General features: G+C 69.1%; 13 protein-coding genes. 2 read left to right on the forward strand and 11 right to left on the reverse strand.

The window, feature by feature from the left end; genetic code table 11:
- Nucleotides 1-243: 243 nt before the first annotated feature.
- The 5 genes from rodA to HEP74_RS17120 all read right to left on the reverse strand — a co-directional run bounded on the left by rodA (nucleotide 244) and on the right by HEP74_RS17120 (nucleotide 6259).
- Complete coding sequence (gene rodA, locus HEP74_RS17100; protein ID WP_185813876.1) at nucleotides 244-1362, reverse strand: rod shape-determining protein RodA; 1119 nt, start codon at nucleotides 1360-1362, stop codon at nucleotides 244-246.
- Nucleotides 1359-3419: a penicillin-binding protein 2 gene (gene mrdA, locus HEP74_RS17105; protein ID WP_458309646.1), complete on the reverse strand. Its 2061-nt coding sequence runs from the start codon at nucleotides 3417-3419 to the stop codon at nucleotides 1359-1361. Before mrdA ends, rodA begins: the two co-directional genes overlap by 4 nt.
- A 1-nt stretch (nucleotide 3420) precedes the next feature.
- Nucleotides 3421-3909 (reverse strand): rod shape-determining protein MreD, encoded by a 489-nt coding sequence (mreD, locus tag HEP74_RS17110; RefSeq protein ID WP_185813877.1) that lies wholly within the window; start codon nucleotides 3907-3909, stop codon nucleotides 3421-3423.
- Nucleotides 3906-5042, reverse strand: coding sequence for a rod shape-determining protein MreC (mreC, locus tag HEP74_RS17115; RefSeq protein WP_185813878.1), 1137 nt, complete (start codon nucleotides 5040-5042; stop codon nucleotides 3906-3908). Before mreC ends, mreD begins: the two co-directional genes overlap by 4 nt.
- Before the next feature lie 170 nt (nucleotides 5043-5212).
- Nucleotides 5213-6259 carry a rod shape-determining protein gene (locus HEP74_RS17120; RefSeq protein WP_003465837.1) on the reverse strand — a complete coding sequence of 349 codons (1047 nt, stop codon included), beginning with the start codon at nucleotides 6257-6259 and terminating at the stop codon, nucleotides 5213-5215.
- Nucleotides 6260-6520: 261 nt separating this feature from the next.
- On the opposite strand from HEP74_RS17120, the gene HEP74_RS17125 reads away from it, so the two are divergent.
- A complete protein-coding gene (locus HEP74_RS17125; RefSeq protein WP_003465839.1) occupies nucleotides 6521-7453 on the forward strand; it encodes a carbohydrate kinase family protein in 933 nt (310 codons plus the stop codon).
- Nucleotides 7454-7709: 256 nt separating this feature from the next.
- The gene (locus HEP74_RS17130; RefSeq protein ID WP_185813879.1) at nucleotides 7710-9695 is read left to right on the forward strand and encodes a sigma-54-dependent Fis family transcriptional regulator; all 1986 of its coding nucleotides are present in this window, start codon (nucleotides 7710-7712) and stop codon (nucleotides 9693-9695) included.
- A 757-nt stretch (nucleotides 9696-10452) separates the two neighbouring features.
- On the opposite strand, the gene HEP74_RS17135 is transcribed toward HEP74_RS17130, so the two are convergent.
- The 6 genes from HEP74_RS17135 to HEP74_RS17160 form a co-directional block, all read right to left on the reverse strand.
- Nucleotides 10453-12849 carry a TonB-dependent receptor gene (locus tag HEP74_RS17135; RefSeq protein ID WP_185813880.1) on the reverse strand — a complete coding sequence of 799 codons (2397 nt, stop codon included), beginning with the start codon at nucleotides 12847-12849 and terminating at the stop codon, nucleotides 10453-10455.
- Between the two features lie 15 nt (nucleotides 12850-12864).
- Nucleotides 12865-13974: an S-(hydroxymethyl)glutathione dehydrogenase/class III alcohol dehydrogenase gene (locus tag HEP74_RS17140; protein WP_185813881.1), complete on the reverse strand. Its 1110-nt coding sequence runs from the start codon at nucleotides 13972-13974 to the stop codon at nucleotides 12865-12867.
- A gap of 46 nt (nucleotides 13975-14020) precedes the next feature.
- Nucleotides 14021-15052, reverse strand: a complete 1032-nt coding sequence (locus HEP74_RS17145; RefSeq protein ID WP_185813882.1) for a beta-propeller fold lactonase family protein — start codon at nucleotides 15050-15052, stop codon at nucleotides 14021-14023.
- Nucleotides 15049-15624: a c-type cytochrome gene (locus tag HEP74_RS17150; protein WP_185813883.1), complete on the reverse strand. Its 576-nt coding sequence runs from the start codon at nucleotides 15622-15624 to the stop codon at nucleotides 15049-15051. The genes HEP74_RS17145 and HEP74_RS17150 overlap by 4 nt, the downstream gene beginning before the upstream one ends.
- Nucleotides 15625-15701: 77 nt before the next feature.
- Nucleotides 15702-17462, reverse strand: a complete 1761-nt coding sequence (locus HEP74_RS17155) for a quinoprotein dehydrogenase-associated putative ABC transporter substrate-binding protein (protein WP_185813884.1) — start codon at nucleotides 17460-17462, stop codon at nucleotides 15702-15704.
- Nucleotides 17459-19465 (reverse strand): methanol/ethanol family PQQ-dependent dehydrogenase, encoded by a 2007-nt coding sequence (locus HEP74_RS17160; RefSeq protein WP_185813885.1) that lies wholly within the window; start codon nucleotides 19463-19465, stop codon nucleotides 17459-17461. Before HEP74_RS17160 ends, HEP74_RS17155 begins: the two co-directional genes overlap by 4 nt.
- Between the last annotated feature and the right edge of the window lie 777 nt (nucleotides 19466-20242).

Below are 20242 nucleotides of genomic sequence, written 5' to 3' on the forward strand. Positions count from 1 at the left end.
GGCCAGGCCCGGATCGACGATGCGCTGCGTTGGCTCCCCTCGATGGACGCGGGCCGGCTGGGCGGCGTCGACGCCGCGCATGGCTCACCCGGAACAGATCCTGCGCTCGTGGCGGGCCGGCTCCAGCGGCGCCGCGACGTGGCATCGACGCGAATTGTGCGCAGCGCCGACATACGCCGCAATCGTTTGCCACATCACCGCATACTCGCGGTTAAGCCTGCGCGCGCCGCGTGCCGCGGCGGCTCAGTAGCCGTGCACCGGGCGGTGCGCCTTGACCGCCATCACCAGGCCCAATCCGGCCAGCAGCGACACCGCGGAGGTGCCGCCGTAACTCATCAGCGGCATCGGCACGCCGACCACCGGCAGCAGCCCGGAGATCATGCCGCCGTTGACCAGCACGTAGACGAAGAACGCCAGGCCGGTGGCGCCGGCGAGCAGGCGCGAGAACGTGTCGCGCGCCTGCGCGGCGATCCACAGGCAGCGCGCGATCACCACCAGGTACAGGGTCAGCACCGTGGCCACGCCGATCCAGCCGAATTCCTCGCTGAGCACCGAGAACGCGAAGTCGGTGGTCTGCTCGGGAATGAAGTTCAGGTGCGACTGCGACCCCAGGCCCCAGCCCTTGCCGTGCAGGCCGCCGGAGCCGATCGCGATCTTGGACTGGATGATGTTCCAGCCGGCGCCGAGCGCATCGTTCTCCGGATTGAGGAACATCATGATCCGGTCCTTCTGGTACGGCCGCAGCAGCCATAGCCAGGCCACCGGCGCGGCCGCGGCGACGCCGCCCACCGCGATGCCCACCCACCACCATGGCAGCCCGGCCAGCAGCAGCACGAAGCCGCCGCTGGCGGCGATCAGCACGCCGGTGCCGAAGTCCGGCTGCAGCATGATCAGCGCGGTCGGCAGGCCGATGATCACCGCGCTGACCAGCACCGTGGGCACGCGCGGCGGCAGCGGCACGCGGTGCAGGTACCAGGCCACCATCATCGGCATGCTGATCTTCAGCAGCTCGGCCGGCTGCAGGTAGAACACCTTCAGGTCCAGCCACTGCCGGCCGTACTTGCCGGTGCCCAGCGCGAACACCGCCAGCAGCGGCAGCATCGACAGCGCGTAGATCAGCGGCGTCCACGCGCGCAGGCGCAGCGCCGAAACCCGCGACAGGCCCCACATCGCCGCCGCGCCGATCGCGAAGCGCATGGCCTGGGCCAGCATCAGATGGTTGCCGCCGGCCTGGCCGCCGGCGCTCTTGAGCACCGCCAGGCCGATCACCATCAGCGCGCCCAGGGCCAGGCACATCGGCCAGTCCAGGGTGCGGGCGAAACGGCCGCCGAGATCGGCCAGCCAGCGCAGGAAATCCTTCATCGTTCGTCCGGGATCTCGTCGGGGATCGGCGGCGGCGCGGCCGGCAGCGGCACGGCGGCGGCTTCCACTTCGACCGGGCCGACCAGCACCGGACGCTCGCCGGCGGCCAGCGCCACCGCGTCGGCGGCGCCGCGCGAACCCGGATCTTCGGCGTAATACAACTGGCTGCCGAACGCGGTGGCGCCGCGCAGGCTGTCCAGCGGCTCGATGCCGGCGGGCAGGCGGCCGAGCAGCCAGGCGTCGAAGATCTTGCGCGCGATCGGCGCGGCGGTGCTGGCGCCGTAACCGCCGCCTTCCACCGCCACCGCCAGCGCGATGGTCGGCTGCTCGGCCGGGGCGAACCCCTCGAACAGCGAGCGATGGCGAAGGTGCATCGGCAGGCTGCGCGGATCCACCGCGGCCAGGCCCTTGCGGCTGACCACCTGCGCGGTGCCGGTCTTGCCGGCCATCTGGTACGGCGCGCTGACCGCGATCGCATGCCCGCTGCCGCCCGGACGCATGGTGTCCATCATGCCCTCGCGCACCGCCTGCAGGTTGCCGGGATTGTCGCTGATCGGCTTGCCCGCGCCGAGCGCCACCGGCGCCCACGGCTGGTCGAACGCACCGCGCTGGGCCATCACCAGGTGCGGGGTGCGCAGCTGGCCATCGGCGATGCCGGCCACCGCGCGCACCAGTTGCAGCGGGGTCACCTTCCAGTCGCCCTGGCCGATGGCGATGTTGACCGTGTCGCCGGGATACCACGCTTCCTTGCGACTTTTGGCCTTGTAGGCCGGCGACGGCACGATGCCGCCGATCTCGCCCATCAGGTCGATGCCGGTGGGCGCGCCGAAACCGTAGCGGTTCATGTACTGGTCGACCTTGGTGATGCCCATGTCGATGGCCAGCTTGTAGTAGTACGTATTGACCGACTGCGAGATCGACTTGCGCAGGTCGGTCCAGCCGTGCCCGCCGCGGTGCGAGTCGCCCCAGCCGCGGCTGACCCCGGGCAGGTAGAACATGCCGGTGGACAGGATCTTGTCCTCCGGCCGGCGCGTGCCGCTGTCCAGCCCGGCCAGGCCCATGAACGGCTTGATGGTCGAGCCTGGCGCCACCCCGCCGAGCACCAGGCGGTTGAACTGCGGCCGCGACGGATCGCTGTTGAGCGCCTGGAAGTCGGCATGCGAGATGCCGTTGACGAACAGGTTGGGGTCGTAGGACGGCAGGCTGACCATCGCCAGGATCTCGCCGGTGCGCGGATCGATCGCGATCGCCGCGCCCTGGTAGTCGCCGAACGCGGCGACCATCGCGCGCTGCAGGTCGGCATCGATGGACAGGCGCAGGTCGGCGCCGGACTGCGCCGGGACCCGGCCGACGGTGCGGATCGCGCGGCCCTGCACGTTGGTCTCGACCTGCTCGTAGCCGACCTTGCCGCGCAGTTCCTCTTCGTAATAGCGCTCCAGCCCGGACTTGCCGATGTGGGTCAGCGCGGCATTGCCCTCGCCCAGCATCTCCAGGTCTTTCTCGTCGATGCGGCCGACGTAGCCGATGATGTGCGCGAACAGATCGCCGTAGGGATAGTGGCGGGTCAGGTACGGCTCCAGCTCCACGCCGGGGAAGCGCCAGCGGTCCACCGCGAAACGCGCGCGCTCCTCCTCGCTGACCCGCAGCTTCAGCGTCACCGGGCGGAAGCTGCGGCTGGCCTTGCGCGCGGCCTGAAAGCGCTCGATGTCCTCCGCCGACAGCGCGATGACCTTGCCCAGCTCCGCCAGCAGCGCGTCCATGTCCTCGACCTTGTCCGGAGTCACGTCGAGCCGGAACGCGGGCACGTTCTCGGCCAGCAGGCGGCCGTTGCGGTCGTAGATCATGCCGCGCCCCGGCACCACCGGCCGCGGCTTGATCCGGTTGGCGTCCGAGCGCGTGGCGTAGATGTCGTGGTCCAGCACCTGCAGCTTGAAATACCAGGCGCCCAGGCCGACCAGCGCCACCAGCACGCCGAAGAAGCCCAGCGCCGCGCGGCGCCGGAACTGCTCGGCCTCGGCGTGCGGGTTCTTCTGCGTGCGGCGGGTATTCAGGGCCACGCTACTTCTTGCTCCGCCGACCCAGCCGCAGCGCGTCCAGCAGCACGAACAGCGGCGGCCACAGCGCCATGCCCAGCAGCGGCGCCCACCAGTAGTTCCACGGCAGCGTCGGCTCGCCCACCGCCAGATGCACGGCCGCGGCGACGATGCGGTCGTTGACCAGCAAGCCGCCGATCGCCAGCGCCTGCTGCGACATCGGGAAGAAGCGGATGCGCGCGCGGAAGCGCTGCAGGATGAAGCTCAGGATCACCAGCCGCAGCGCCTGCTCGCCCAGCACCCCGCCGTACAGCAGGTCGGCGATCACGCCGATGGCGAAAGCGAAACCCAGCCCGACCGTGTCCGGCGTCTCGATCACCCAGTACGCCACCACCAGCGCCAGCCAGTACGGGCGCAGCGGCTGCAGCACCAGCGGCAACGGCAACAAGCCCAGCACCAGCGCCAGGATCACGCTGACCGGCAGCACCCAGCCTTTGCTGCGGGGGCGGCTCATTGCTGCGTCTCCTGTGGAGACGCCGGGATTCGGGATTCGGGATTGGGGATTGGGGAGGGCTCTGGCTGTTTGGGGGCGACGGGCGCGGCGGAGGCAGCGGGAGCGGACGCAGGGCGCGCGGGCGGCTGCGTGGCGGCTGATCGCGGAGAGGCGAGGATTGGAGATTGGGGATTGGGGATTGGGGGGGACGCAGGCTGTCCGGGCGTGGTGGAAGCCCCGGATGGCACATGACCATTGCCGCTGCCACTGGCGCCGCTTCTATCCAATCCCGAATTCCCAATCCCCAATCCCGTTGCAGCGGCCGAAGGCCGCAGCAACAACACATCCCGCCCCCGGTCCAGCTTCGCCGCCGGCTTCAGGTTGCCGACCAGGAAGGCGTGGGTGTCGTCCGGGCGCAGCGTCGCCACCGTGCCGACCGGGAAGCCGGCCGGGAAGCGCCCGCCCAGGCCGGAGGTGACGATCTCGTCGCCGACCTCGACCCCGGCGCTGAGCGGCACGTCGCGCAGTTCCAGGGTGTCGCCGCGGCCGTAGACGATCAGGCGCACGCCGTTGCGCGCCACCGTCACCGGCACCGCGTGGTCGGGGTCGGTCAGCAGCAGCACGGTGGAGTGCAGCGGGGTCACTTCGATCACCTGGCCCATCAGCCCGCCGGCGTCGATCACCGCCTGGCCGACGTGCACGCCGTCGCGGCCGCCGGCGTCGAGCACCAGCCGTTGCCGGGTCGGGTCCAGGTCGATGTCCAGGATCGGCGCCAGCTGCACGTCCAGGCCGCGGCGCTCGGCCACGCCCAGCAGCTCGCGCAGCTGCGCGTTGTCCAGCGCCGCGGTCTGCAACCGGGTCAGCCGCGCCTTGGCGATCAGCAGCTCGTTGCGCAGCGTGCGGTTCTCCCTGACCAGTTGCGCATGGCTGGCGGCGTTTTCCTGCACCTGCGAGCCGAGCCGGCCCGGCAACCCGGCCAGCGCCCACAGCGGCTGCACCAGCAGGTTGGTCTGGCTGCGCAGCTGGGCCAGCCAGCCGGCCTGCGCGTCGAGCACGATCAGCACCACCGCCAGGGCCAGGTAGGCCAGCAGGCGCGGCGTGCTGGCGGCTTCGCCCGGGCGGGCAGTGACGGGAGGACCGGCGTAGGGAGGCACGGGCTAGAGCCGGGAAAGGGGAATCGGGAAAGGGGAATCGGAAAACGACAGCGCGCTCCCGGCTCGATCGGGCCGGGGCGCAGGCACGGGGGCGGTCGCGGAGCCGGCAATGTCGGTGCGGATGGGGGATTCGATTCCCCATTCCCCATTCCCGATTGCCGGCCTCACCATCACTCCGGCGCGAAGAACTCGTTGCCGTGCATGTCCACCAGCTCCAGCGCACGGCCGCCGCCGCGGGCCACGCAGGTCAGCGGGTCGTCGGCGACCTGCACGTGCAGGCCAGTCTCCTCGGAGATCAGCCGGTCCAGGTCGCGCAGCAGCGCGCCGCCACCGGTGAGCACGATGCCGCGCTCGGCGACGTCGGCGCACAGTTCCGGCGGGGTCTGTTCCAGCGCCAGCTTGACCGCCGAGACGATGCCCGACAGCGGCTCGTGCAGCGCCTCGAGCACCTCGTTGGAGTTGATCTTGATCATCTTCGGCACGCCCTCGGCGAGGTTGCGGCCGGAGATTTCCATCTCCTGCACCTCTTCCTGCGGATAGGCGCAGCCGATCTGCAGCTTGATGCGCTCGGCGGTGGCCTCGCCGATCAGCATGCCGTGGTTGCGGCGCACGTAGTTGGTGATCGACTCGTCGAAGCGGTCGCCGCCGATGCGCACCGACTGCGAGTAGACGATGCCGTTCAGCGAGATCACCGCCACCTCGGTGGTGCCGCCGCCGATGTCGATGACCATCGAACCGCGTGCCTCGGTGACCGGCATGCCGGCGCCGATCGCCGCGGCCATCGGCTCCTCGATCAGGTACACGTCGCGCGCGCCGGCCTCTTCGGCCGATTCCTTGATCGCGCGGCGCTCGACCTGGGTCGAGCCGGCCGGCACGCAGACCAGCACGCGCGGACTCGGGCGCAGGAAGCGCGACTTGTGCACCTTCTTGATGAAGTGCTTCAGCATCGCCTCGGTGTAGGTGAAGTCGGCGATGACGCCGTCCTTCATCGGGCGGATGGTGGTGATGTGGCCCGGGGTACGGCCGAGCATCTGCTTGGCCTCGGCGCCGACCGCGGCCACCGAGCGGGTGCCGCCGATCGCCCGGTCCTGGCGCACCGCGACCACCGACGGTTCGTTCAGCACGATGCCCTGGCCACGCACGTAGATGAGGGTGTTGGCCGTGCCCAGATCGATGGACAGGTCGTTGGAGAACATGCCGCGGAGTTTCTTGAACATCGGGGAATTGAGTCCTGGGGAGTCGCGTGCCGTCGCCGAATGGCGAAAAAATGGGCAGAAAACGAAGTCTGCTAGCGTAACAACCCACCTGGGTGCGGGCAAGGAAAATTCTCGCTAAAACCGCGCCTTGCACGCGCTCGCAGCGGCGCCGTGCATCGCGCTTCTGGCCCTGCCCGGCCGCAGCCGTTACCCTTTGCGCCGCGGCGACCCCGCACGCTGCCCGCCTGAATGCGGGCTCATCCCTCCGCCAAGGCCTGCCCGATGTCCGCACTGATCTGTGGTTCCCTCGCTTTCGACACCATCATGGTGTTCCCGGACCAGTTCAAGAACCACATCCTGCCGGACAAGGTGCACATCCTGAACGTGTCGTTCCTGGTGCCGCGGATGCGCCGCGAGTTCGGCGGCTGCGCCGGCAACATCGCCTACAACCTGCACCTGCTGGGCGGCGATCCGATCCCGATGGGCACGGTGGGCCAGGATTTCGGTCCGTACCGCGAACATTTCGAGACCTTGGGCATCGATCTGTCGCGGGTCAAGGTGATCGAGGACCTGTTCACCCCGCAGGCGTTCATCACCACCGACCATGACAACAACCAGATCACCGCGTTCCATCCCGGCGCGATGATGCGCAGCTACGAGAACCACGTGCGCGACGTGCCGGGCGTGACCCTGGGCCTGGTCGGCCCGGACGGGCGCGAAGGCATGATCCAGAACGCCGAGGAATTCGCCGCAGGCGGCATTCCGTTCATCTTCGATCCCGGTCAGGCGATGCCGCTGTTCAACGGCCCGGAGCTGCGCACCTTCATCGAACAGGCCGATTACGTGGTGGTCAACGACTACGAGTCCAACCTGCTGCAGGAGCGCACCGGCTGGAACGAGCAGGACATCGTCTCGCGGGTGCAGGCCTACATCACCACCCAGGGCCCGAAGGGCGCGCTGGTGTACACCCCCGACAAGACCTACGACGTCCCGCCGGCGCACGAGCGCCGCGTGGTCGACCCGACCGGCTGCGGCGACGCGTTCCGCGCCGGTCTGATCTTCGGCATCGAACGCGGCTGCGACTGGCTGACGATCGGGCGCATGGGCAATCTGATGGGCGCCTTGAAGGTCGAGCATCCCGGCACGCAGAACCAGCGCTTCGACTTCGACGAGTTCAACGACCAGTTCAAGCAGCAGTTCGGGTACGCGTTGTAAGCCGGGATTGGGGAGTCGAGATTGGGGGATTCGTAAAAGCAGGAATCTGGCGCTTTAAGGCCACGACGAACCGCGCAATCGCGCGGTTTTTCGTTTTGGCCGACGCCGGAAAAGGATCCGCAGCGGAAAACCGCTCTTGCCAATCCCGAATCCCAACTCCCCAACCCCGGCTTTTGCTGCACTGCGGTTTGAGCCCCGGCCCGGTTTGTGCGTCACTGCCGCTCTGGTCCCGGGTGGGGGCCCGAGGATGCGCCACGTGTCGGAGCTGACTGTCGCCAACCTCCTGCAGGCCACGGCTGGGCCGTCGTCCGCTGCCGAGGCGGAATCCGCGTTGCTGGCGCGGATGCGCCGTTTCCGCCAGATCGAACCGCTGCCGCCGGCGCTGGCGCGCTCGTGGCAGCGCTGCATGGACGAGCACGGACTGAGTCCGGACGCCCCGCCTTCGCCGATGGTCCACGACGGCAACGGGCTGCGCGAGCGCCAGCAGCGGCTCGAGGAAGTGCTGCGCATCGCCAAGGTGGAGATGGAGAACCTCTACGAGCAGATCGCCGGCGGCGGCTACGCGGTGGTGTTCGCCGACGCCGAGGCGACCTTGCTGCACAGCGTGCAGGACCCGGCGCTGCTGCGCGAATTCCGCGAGACCGGGCTGTTCTGCGGCGCCAGCTGGGCCGAGCGCTACCAGGGCACCAACGGCATCGGCACCTGCGCGGTGGAGCGCAGCGCGCTCGGCGTGCACCGCGGCGAGCACTACCTGGTCCGGCATCTGCCGCTGTCGTGCAGCGGCGCGCCGATCCTCGACCCGCACGGACAATTGCTGGCGGTGCTGGATGCGTCCACGCCGGACGCGCGCGACACCAAGCTGGTGCAGCGCCATACCAGTGCGCTGGTGCGCATGTCGGCGGCGCAGATCGCACGTTCGTATTTCCTAGAGCAGTACCGGCATGCGTGGATCCTGCGCTTCCACAGCCGCCCGGAGTTCGCCGGCCTGCTGCACGAGGCGCTGATGGCGATCGGCGCCGACGGCTGCGTGCTGGCGGTCAACGAGGCGGCGCTGGAACAGCTCGGCAAGGGCGACCGCAGCCTGCTGGTCGGGCGCGACATCTCGCAGGTGATGCAGCTGGACTTCGACACCGTGGAGCAGCGCGCGCGCAACGACGCCAGCACGCTGTGGTCGATCCGCTGCGCCTGCCACGGACGGCGCTTCTTCGCCCTGGCGCAGCCGCCGCGCCGCGACGCGGCCGCCGGCCGCGCGCGCGCCGCCAGCGCCGACAGCGGCGAGGCGGCCTATTCCCGCGAACACGTCGGCTCCGATCCGCGTATGCGCCACAACCTGGACAACGCGCTGAAGCTGGCCGCGCATCGCGTGTCGATCCTGCTGTGCGGCGCCACCGGCACCGGCAAGGAAGAGTTCGCCAAGGCGGTGCACCGCGGCTCGCCGTGGGCGGCGCGATCGTTCGTGGCGGTGAACTGCGCGGCGATTCCCGAGGCGCTGATCGAGAGCGAACTGTTCGGCTACGCGCGCGGCGCGTTCACCGATGCGGCGCGCGAAGGCCGCCACGGCAAGCTGCTGCAGGCCAGCGGCGGCACCCTGTTCCTGGACGAGATCGGCGACATGCCGCTGCCGCTGCAGACGCGGCTGCTGCGCGTGCTGGAAGAACAGAGTGTGACCCCGCTGGGCAGCGACCGGGCGATGCCGCTGGAACTGCACGTGATCAGCGCCAGCCACCGCGACCTGATGCAGATGGTGGCCGCCGGCGAGTTCCGTGAGGATCTTTACTATCGCCTCAACGGCGTGGTGCTGCACCTGCCGCCGCTGCGCGAGCGCAGCGACAAGGCCGAACTGATCCGCACCCTGCTGCGCGAGGAGAGCGGCGAGCACCACGTGCGCATCAGCGAGGACGCGCTGCACAAGCTGCTCAGCTACGCCTGGCCGGGCAACCTGCGGCAACTGCGCAACGTGCTGCGCACCGCCGCAGTGCTGTGCGCCGACGGCATGATCCGCATCTCCAACCTGCCGCAGGAAATCGTCGATGCCGACAGCGGCCCGTGCCTGGTCAACGGCGATGCGGTCGCCGCCGATGACATGCCCGGCCGCGTGGCCCTGGACAGCGCCGAACGCAGCGTGCTGCAGCAGCAATTGGAACGGCATCGCTGGAACGTCAGCCGCACCGCCGACGCGCTCGGCATCAGCCGCAACACCCTGTACCGCAAGCTGCGCAAGCATGGGTTGGCGACGGCCTGAGTGCGCGCGCGAAGCCGCTCGATTACGCCATCTTCTGCATCCCATCTTCCTGTAGGAGCGGCTTCAGCCGCGACCCCAAAGCCGGATACAGGTCGGCTTCGGGGTCGCGGCTAAAGCCGCTCCTACAAACAACATCGCGTGATGCAGCGATGCCGCTGTTTTAGTAGGAGATTCAGTCACGACTGCTACCGAGGCCTGCAAATTCCCGGCTCCGGTGTCGCGACTGAAGTCGCTCCCACAAAGAAGCAGTCGTCTGCTACGGCGATGCTCATCGGCGCTGCTTTTTTAGGAGCAACTTAAGTTCCGAGTGCTGTCGAAGCCGGATGCCTTCCGGCCTCGGTGTCGCGGCTGAAACCGCTCCTACAAACAACCATCGCGTGATGCAGCGATGTATCCGCGCCGCTGTTGTAGGAGAGACTTCATCCCGACTGCTGTCGAAGCCTGAAAATTTCCGGCTCCGGTGTCGCAACTGAAGTCGCTCCCATAAGAAGTCGCTTCCTCGACAAGCCTTGGCCCGACGGGGCATTGCATGAGCGCAGGTCTGCTCTCGTGTTCAACGCAACAATCATATCGACGGCGATCTGCACGGCTTTTGTGGGAGGGACTTCAGTCCCGACTCTTCCCGAAGTCGGCCATCTTCCGGCTTCGGGGTCGCGGCTGAAGCCGCTCCTACAAAAAGCAGGCTCCTGATGTCACCGGCTCTGCGCGGCTCTGCGCCGCGCTGCACTGCACTGCATTGCACAGATAACCGGCCAGCCTAGAACCGCCAGCGCAAACCGACCTGGTATTGCCGTGGCGCGCCGGGGGCGACGAAGCGCGAGGGGCCGTCCTCGATCGCGGCGTCCTGCGGGCGCGCCAACGCGCCGTCCGGGAACAGGTCTTCGGCGACTGCCGCATAGGTCTCGTAGCGGCGATCGAACAGGTTGTTGACGCGCAGGTACAGCGACAGGCCGTCGGCGATCTGCCAGGTGCCGTGCACGTCGATCAAGGCGTAGCCGCCGGTGGACAGGTCGTGGCGCACCGCGTCTTCGCCGTCCTCGGGATCCTCGACCAGGCCGTCCTCGTTGCCGCTGGCCACGCGCCGCGAGATCGCGCGCAGGTCCGCGCCCAGCGCCAGCTGCGCCAGCGCCTGCCACTCCACGCCAAGCTTCAGCGTGTTGCGCGGCAGGCCAGCGATGCGCATGCCCGGATGCAGGTCGATGGTGCGCTCGCCGGACAGCAGTTCGCCGTCGCTGCGGTAGGTCGCGTCCAGGTAGCTGTAGGCGGCGAACCAGCGCAGCGCGCCGCTGCTGGCGCGCCAGCTCAGGTCCGCGCCCTGGTAGCGGGTGCGATCGACGTTGTCGAAGTAGCCCAGTTGGGTGTTCGGCGCGCGCAGGAACAGGATGTCGTTGCGATTGTCGGCGCGGTACAGCGAGGCGTTGAAGGCCTGCTCCGGCGACGGGTTCCAGCGCACGCCGACTTCGTAGGTGCGCGAGACGATCTGCTCCAGGCGCGGGTCGGCCTGCAGCCCGGTCGGCAGCCGGCAAGGCTGTTCCGGGTCGGCGCAGCCCAGTTCGATCGCGGTCGGCGCGCGGCTGTTCTGCGAGGCCGAGGCGAAGGCGGTGAAGCCGCCGCCCAGGCGCTGGGTGATGCCCAGCGACGGATTGGCCTTGGCGAACACGAAGCGCTCGCGCGGCAGCGCGCCGTCCTCGGCGGTGGACAGCACGTTGCTGACCTCGACCCGGTTCCAGCGCAGCGCGCCGGTCACGTGGGTGGCCTCGCTCACTTCCCAGGTGTCGGCGGCGAACACGCCCAGCGTGCTGCTGCGGCCGCTGACCCCGGAAAAGAACTCGCGCTCCTCGTCGGGATCGGCGACGACGGCGCGGTCGTCCTCCACGAAGCCCTCCTGTGCGTACTGCCGGTAGCGCACCCGGTTGCGGTCGTAGGTGGCGCCGAGGCTGAGCGCATGCGCGCCGGCCTGGCGGCTGAAGTTCAGCGCCACGCCCTCGGCGTGCTGGCGCATCTGCGTGGTGTTGAGCACGCCGCTGTGCAAGGCGTCGGCATCGGCGCGCGACAAGGCGCAATCGTCGTCCAGCGGCGTGCCGTCGGCGGCGTAGCCGTCGGCGCAGTCCTCGACGAATTCCTCGTAGTCCTCGTTGATGTCGCCGTTGACGGTGTCGCGGCGGCCGTCGCGGTAGTAGGCCAGCAGGTGCAGCGACGTATCCGCATCGAAGCGGTGGTCCACTTGCGCGGTCAGCAAGGTGTTGCGGTTGCGGGTCAGGTCCGGCGAGGTATAGACCGCGTCGCGGTCGGCCTCGTACAGGCCGGGCTCGATGCCGTCGTCGGTGTAGCGGCTGCCGGGCAGCAGGCCGTTGCCGATCAGGCGGCTGCGCCCGTGCAGCAGCGATACGTCCCAGTCGGTATTGTCGCCTTGCTTGCCCACTTTGCCGAACACGGTACCGAGGCGGCCTTCGGAGGCATCGCGCCAGCCGTCCTCGTCGAAACCGGTGACCGCGACGAAGGCGTGCAGGCCATCGCGGCCGGCGTAGCCGTAGGACGCGTCCAGGCGCTTGCGCGCGCCGCTGCCGAACGACAGATCCGCGCGCAGGCCCGGCGCGGTCAGGCCGGACTGGGTGGTGAACGCCAGTGCGCCGCCGAGCGTGTTCGGCCCGAACAGCGGGTTGGAGCCGGGCATCAGCGCGACGCTGCGGATCGCCGCCTCCGGCATCATGTCCCAGCTGACGATGTCGGCGAACGGCTCGTTCATGCGCACCCCGTCCAGGTACACCGACACGCCCTGCGAGGCGCCCGGCAACGCCGAAGCGCGGAAGCCGCGGAAGGTGAGATCGGTCTGGAACGGGCTGCCCTGAACCTCGTTGGTGTCCACGCCGTTCATCTGCCGCAGCATGAAATCGGTGAGGTTGCCGGCCTGGCTGCGCGCGATGTCGTCAGCGTTGGCGGTCTGCACCGTGTACGGCAGGTGGTCGGCATCGATCAGGGTGCCGGGAATCGGCGTGGCAGTGACCTCGACCCGGTCCAGCGCGGTGATCTGCGCGTCGCCAGCATTGACCGTGGTCTGCGCGGCGGCCGGCGCGGCGGCCAATGCCATGACGATGGCGGCGGCCAGTCCGTGCGCGTGCACCTGCCGGATACCGCGTCCTTTGCTGCTAACCATGCATGCTCCTTGATGTCAGTACAGTACGACCGATTTGATGCCCCTGCCCTCGCGGATCGCATCGAAGGCGCGGTTGATGTCCTGCAGCGGCAGCGTCTCGCTGATGAGTTCGTCGATGCGGATCTCGCCGGCCAGGTAGCGCTCGGCATAGGCCGGCAGTTCGCTGCGGCCCTTGACCCCGCCGAACGCGCTGCCGCGCCAGGCGCGGCCGGTGACCAGTTGCAGCGGCCGCGTGCTGATCTCCTGCGCGCTCGGCGCCACACCCAGGATGATGCTTTCGCCCCAGCCCTTGTGGCAACACTCCAGCGCCGCACGCATCGCGCGCACGTCGCCCACGCACTCGAAACTGTGGTCGGCGCCGCCGTCGGTGAGATCGACGATCACCTGCTGCACCGGCGCGCCGAAGTCCTTCGGATCCAGGCAGTCGGTGGCGCCCAGCGCGCGCGCCAGCTCGAACTTGTCGCGATTGATGTCGACCACGATGATGCGCCCGGCGCGCGCCATCACCGCGCCCTGCACCACCGACAGGCCGATGCCGCCGAGTCCGAACACCGCCACGCTGTCGCCGGGCCGCACCCGCGCGGTGTTGAGCACCGCGCCGATGCCGGTGGTGATGGTGCAGCCGAGCAGGCACACCTTGTCCAGCGGCGCGGAGGGATGGATCTTGGCCACCGCGATCTCCGGCAGCACGGTGTATTCGGCGAAGGTGCTGGTACCCATGTAGTGCAGGATCGGCCGCCCGCGCAGCGAGAAGCGGCTGCTGCCGTCGGGCATCAGCCCGCGGTCCTGGCTGGCGCGGATCGCCTGGCACAGGTTGGTGCGCCCGGAGCGGCAGAACTTGCACACGCCGCATTCGGGCATGTACAGCGGGATCACATGATCGCCGGGGCGCACGCTGGTGACGCCGATGCCGACCTCCTCGACCACGCCGGCGCCCTCCTGGCCCAGGATCACCGGGAACGCGGCGTCCGGATCGGCGCCGGACAGGGTGCTGGCGTCGCTGTGGCACACGCCGCTGGCGACCAGGCGCACCAGCACCTCGCCGGCCTTGGGCGGTTGCAGGTCCACTTCCTCGATGGCCAGCGGTTGGTTCGCCGCCCAGGCGACCGCGGCTCGCGTCTTCATTCCCCTCTCCCCGCATCCTCTCGCTGTGCCGCATGCGCTCCTCGCCTCACTGCGCGATGACCACACCCCAGGGCATGTCGCCCACTGCGATCTGCTTGATCTCTTTCATGGTGGCGGTGTCGATGACGCTCACGCTGTTGGAGCGGCCGTTGGCCACGTACAGCTTCTTGCCGTCGGCGCTGAGCGCCGGATTCCACGGGCGCTGCCCGACCGGAATCTCGGCCAGGCTGGCGCGCGCGGCCGGGTCGATGACGCTGACCGTGCCGGCGCCGCCGTTGGAGGCGTAGACGCGGCTGCCGTCGCGCGAAATGGCGATGCCGGCGGTGCGCTGCCCGGCCGGAATACTGGCCACGCGCCGGCGCGCGACCAGGTCGATCACATCGACCACGCTGGCCGCTTCCTGCGCCACGTAGACGGTGTTGCCGTCGGGGGCGAACGCCATGCCGCGCGGATGGCCGCTGGTGGCGATGACGCCGGTGGATTTGCCCGCCTTCAGGTCGATCACGTCCAGATCGTTGGAGCCTTCGTTGCTGGTCAGCAGCAGCGCGCCGTCGGGGCTGTACACGCAGTGCTCGGGTGCCTGGCCCTGGGTGGCGATGCGCGCGCCGATCGCGAAGCTGGTCGGATCGATCAGCATCACCTGGTTCTGCCCTTCCACGCACACCGCGAACTGGCGGCCGTCCGGCGACGCGGCGATGCCCTCGGCGTTCTCGCCGATATCCACGCTGCGCAGCACCCGGTCCTGCACCGTATCCAGTTCCAGCAGCCGGTGGCCTTGCGCGTCGATCACATACAGATGCCCGGACGGTCCGGGCAGGATCTGCTGCAGGCGCTTGCCGAGCTGGCCCTGCGCGGACAGCGTGCGCAGCACCGCATCGGTGCCGGTATCGATCACCGAGATGGTGCCGGCACGCTGGTTGGGCACGTACGCCAGCGCCGCTGCCGGCGTGGCGGACGGCTTGGCGGTGGCGTTCGCATCCGCGGCACCGGCAGGCGCCGCCGCGCGCTGGCAGGCCGCACCGGCCAGCAGCAGCGCCAGCGCAGCGGTGCCCAGCGTGCGGCGTGCGCCTGGGATCATGGAGCCGCGCCCGCGGTCTTGTTGATCGAGTGGATGAAGGCCAGCAGCTTCTCGGTGTCGCCGTCCTTGAGCACCGGCGCGAACGGCGGCATCTGCCCGACCACCTTCTCGTGGCCGACGCGGACCTTGCCATGCGCGGTCATGCCGGCGGTCCCTTCGCTGATCAGCGTGCGCAGCGTGTCGTCGTCGTGGCCGTAGACCCAGATGTCGTTGGTCAGCGGCGGGCACATGCCGCCGCCGCCGGTGCCGCCGTGGCAGGCGCTGCAGCCGGCGGACAGGAAGATCTTCTTGCCTTCGGCGGCAAGCTCCGGCGTCACCTTCACCGGCGGGCCTTTCGGAATCGGGGTGACCGCGGCCGGCGGCGGGGTCGCGGCGGCGGCAGCCGGCGCAGCGGCCGGGGCGGCGCTGGGCGCAGGTGCGGCCGCGGGGGCCGTCGATGGAGCGGCAGGCGCGGCAGCAGGGGCGGAAGGCGGTGCATCCTTGCCGCAGGCGGCCAGGGCCAGGGTCAACGCGAGCAGGGACAGGTGCAGCAGCTTCGGGACGACGGAACGGCGGACGACGGCATTGCGCATGGGAAAAGAACCTTTGCGGGACGGACTGTGGGGACGTGAATGCCGCGGCTGCGGCGCGAGCAGGTAAGGCGTGGCGGTCATTGCGTGCGTCGGTGTTCGGCCTCCGTGAGCAGTTGCGCCAGCGACGCATCGCCGCGCTGTTGCGCCAGCGCCGCCGGCGTCTTGCCGTCGGCGTCGCGGGTGGCCGCGTTGGCGCCGGCGGCGAGCAGGCGGCGGCTGGCGTCCGCGCGGCCGGCGGCGGCGGCCAGCATCAGCGGGGTGACGCCGGCGCGGTTGGGCCGGTCGGCCTCGGCACCGCGCGCCAGCAAGGCATCCAGCATCTGCGGATCGTTGCGCGCCACTGCGAACATCACCGGGGTGAAGCCGGCCGGATTGCTGCGGCGCACGTTGGCGCCGGCACCGAGCAGCGCCTGCACCAGCTCGATATCGGCATAGGAGATCGCCAGATCCAACGCGGTCCAGCCGTCCTTGGACACCGCATCGACCTTGGCCCGGCGCGCCAGCAGCAGCTTGGCGCTCTGCGCGTCGTTGTCCCAGGCCGCCTTCATCAATGGCGTCCAACCGCTGCTGCCGTCGCGGCTTTCCACGTTGGCGCCGGCCGCCAGCAACTCGCCGACCAGGGTCGGCGCCTGGTTGCGGATCGCCTGGTGCAGCGGCGGCTCGCCCAGCAGGTTGGGCCGGTCGGCGCTGGCGCCATGGCGCAGCAGCCAGGCCACGCGCACGCCATCGCCGGCGTCCAGCGCATGCGCCAGTTCCTGGTTGGGGTCGGCACCGCCGGCGATGCGCAGCTGCAGTTGCGCCAGCATCTCCGAAGAGGCCTGCGCACTCGGCGTGGTGGTGTCGTCGGCCGGCGTGTCGTAGCTGCCGTGCGAGCGCAGATCGCCGTTGACGATGCAGTCGGTGCAGGCCACCAGCGGCACGTGGTATTCGCGCAGGATCGCGCCGATCTTGCCGGCGCTGCGCTGCATCGCCGCGTTCAGCGCATCGCGCAGATCGGCGTTCTTGCGCGACACCGCCCATGCCATCGAATACTCCAGCACCTCGTCGTCGATGACGTTCAGCGGCACCACGCCCATACCGCCGCGCGCGGCGTAGTAGCCGGCGACCGGACCCCAGGATTCGGCAGCGTCGAGCTGCCCGCCGGCGACGCGTTCGGCCAGCTTGCCCGGGTGGTCCTGCGGCGAGGTCGCCGAGTCGTAGAACAGGTATTGCACATCGCCGGACACACCGTGGTCGAACAGCGCCTGCCGCGCCGGCGAACTCTGGAACACGCCGATCTTGAGTTTCTTCAGCGCCGGATCGTCCAACGAGGCCGGCTGCAACGCCAGGCCCTTGCGGGTCACCAGCACATAGGTGGAGCGGTACAGCGGCTGGGTGGGCAAGCCCATCTCGAAATCGCTGTTCATGTCCATCAGCACGTCGCAACGCCCGGCGTTGATCGTGCTGCGCGCCAACCCACGTTGGTAGTAGGTGCGCCATTCGTATTCCAGGCGCCGGCCCATCGCCTCCGCGAGGACCTGCGCGATCTTGTTCTGGAAGCCTTCGCCGGCGCGATTGGACAACGGCATGTTGCCCGGATCGGCGCAGACCCGCAGCACCGCCGCATCGGCGGCGAGCGCGGGGGCGGGCACGGTGCCCGCCGCTGGTTTGGCGGCCGCGCTGGAGGCGGCCTCAGGAACGCGAGCCGTCGCGGACGACGGCTCGCGCGTGCAACCTGCGGCGACGAGTCCGAGGCTGCAAAGCAACACCACGGCGCGCGCGCCCCGATACAAGCGCCGCTGGGCGACCGCCTCCCCCGGGCGGTCGCTCGCGACATGGACGCGTCGCCGCCGGCTCATCGCGCGGTCTTGGCCGCGGCGGCCGGTGCGCCACCCGCCGCAGCGGTGGCGCTGGCGGTGACGGTCTTGCCGGCGCCATCGATGCGGAAGGTATGCACCATGCCGCCCAACGGGATCTTGTCGAAGCCGTTGCTGAAGGCCAGACCCGCCGCACCCAGCGCGCCGTACGGATCGCCCGGATCCAGGCCGCCGGCGACCGGCAGGCCGATCCAGCCGCCGATGCCGGAGAACACCGCCACGTACTGGTGGCCGTTGGCCTTGTAGGCGATCGGGTTGCCGATGATGCCCGACGGCATCTTCATCTCCCAAAGCTTCTTGCCAGTGTCCTTGTCCACCGCGCGGAACCAGCCGTCGAGCGTGCCGTAGAACACCAGCCCGCCGTCGGTGACCAGGGTGCCGCTCCACACCGGGAACTTCTCCTTGATCTCCCACTTGGACTTGCCTTCGACCACGTCGAACGCCTTGACGATGCCCAATGCGCCGGGTTCGTTCGGCTTCATCATCACGTTGGCGAACACGTACGGCAGGCCCATCATGGTGTTGCCGCGTTCCTGCGGTTCCAGTTCCATGTGCCAGTTGTTGGTGCCGCAGAAGAACACCGCCGAATTGGCCGGATCCACCGAGCACGGCTGCTGGTCCTTGCCGCCCATCGCCGACGGGAACGCCTCGACCTTCTTGCCGCGCTCCAGCGGCGAATGCGCGGCGACCTTGATCGGGCGGCCGGTCTTCATGTCGATGCTCTCGGCCCAGTTGGCCGGCACGAACTTGTGCGCACGCAGCAGGGTACCGTCGCGGCGGTCGAGCACGTAGGCGAAGCCGTTGCGGTCGAACTGCACCACGGAGGGTACCTGCTTGCCGTCGATGGTCAGGTCGACCAGGATCGGCTCGTTGATGCCGTCGTAGTCCCACTGGTCGAACGGCGTCTTCTGGTAGCCCCACACCGCTTCGCCGGTCTCGATCTTGCGCGCGAACAGGGTCATCGACCACTTGTTGTCGTATTCGCCGGTATCGCATTCCTTCTGCGTGGTCTTGCCGCAGCGGTACGACGGGCTCCACAGGCCGGGGTTGCCGGTGCCGTAGTAGAGGAGTTTCAGTTTCGGGTCGTAGCTGTACCAGCCCCACGCCGCGCCGCCGCCGCGCTTCCAGCCTTCCTCCGGGAAGGTCTTCACGCCCAGGTCGCCAAGCTGGCCGTGCTGCGGATTGGCCTTGTTGAAATCCGGACCCAGGCAGATGTCCTTGTCGGTGCCGGTCGCCTCACACGACCAGGCCTGCTTGCCGTCGCCGAGCGCATACGCGGCGACGCGGCCGCGCACGCCGAATTCGTTGCCGCTGATGCCGGCGATGACCTTGCCGTCGGCGATGATCGGCGCCATGGTGATGGTCTCGCCCTTTTCAGGATAGGCGAGCTTCTGCTTCCACACTTCCTTGCCGGTCTTGGCATCGAGCGCGATCACGTCGCCGCTGAGGCTGCCGAACACCAGCTTGCCGTCGGCATAGGACGCACCGCGGTTGACCGTGTCGCAGCACGCTACCGCCACCGAGCGCTCGTCCTGCTGCGGGGTGTATTTCCACAGCACCTTGCCGCCGTCGTCCTGCGCCGCCAGGTCGATCGCGAACACATTGTTCGGATACGCGCTGACCATGTACATGATGCTGCCGATCACCAGCGGCTGGCCTTCGTGGCCGCGGGTGGCGTCGGTCTTCATCTCCCACGACATCTTCAGGTTCTTGACGTTGTCGCGGTTGATCTCGGCCAGCGGGCTGTGCCGGTTCAGGCCGAAGTCGCGCCCGATGCCGCCCCAGTTGTCGGGATTGGCGGCATTGGTGGCGAACTCGCTATCGGTATCGGCCACCGCGGCCGGCGCGGCAGCGGCCGGTTGCTGCGCAGCGGCCGGTGCGGCCGGCGCCGCGGTTTCTTCCTGCTTCTTGCAACCTGCCAGCACCAGCGCGGTTGCCAGCGCGAGCAGCGTCCAGGCACGGGTACGACATGGATGACTGTGCATCGTTCTACTCCCCTCGTTGAAGAGCCGTGGCGCTTACCGTCGAACGGCCTGCGCGGCGGGATGTGGAAACATCGCGAGTGAGAGAGCAATCAACGTGCCAGCGCGCTGCTGCAGTGCGCCATCGTTGAGCCACAAGCATCGGCCGCGGCATGGGCAGAGCCGCGCCCCTGCCGAGCGGCCGCGCTGTATCGGAAACGGCACACTTTGCGCCACCGGCCTGTATCGCGATTGGCGCAGCGGGGCCGGAGCGCCATGCGCGTCAGCGGCCGGCGGAACTGCCAGACGCCAGGATGGGAGCCGAACCGATCCGTCGGCGCTAACGGTGCGCGCGTGGGGAATGCGGTCCCAGACTCCTGCCCAGACGCTATTGCATCGCAAAGCAGCTATTGGAGACGCGACGCCGCAGATCACCGCGCGAGCGGCAAACCGCACCATCCGAGGCAGCAAATTCTCCAGCTCGCGCTCTTGTGTTCCTGCCTCTGCTGTTGCTCTGCTGTTGCTCTGCTGCTGTTGTGCTGTTGCTTTGGGCTTTCCGGGTCCCTTACGCAGCGGCGAATAGGTCGGGAAAAACCCCGAAGGGGCGGCGCACAGGGATGTGCGCCGTTCGCGGCAGGGGCAGGATGCCCCTTCCGCGAATCCCGTCCTATTCGCGGACCCGGAGCGCGCAGCGCGGAGGGCGCGCAGTAGGGGGTGCTTTCTTTTGGTTACTTTTCTTTGCACAAGCAAAGAAAAGTGACTCGCCGCAAGGCGAAAGCTCTACTTTTGCGATGGCGGGGG

This window comes from Xanthomonas sp. SS (assembly GCF_014236835.1).
Lineage (GTDB): Bacteria > Pseudomonadota > Gammaproteobacteria > Xanthomonadales > Xanthomonadaceae > Xanthomonas_A.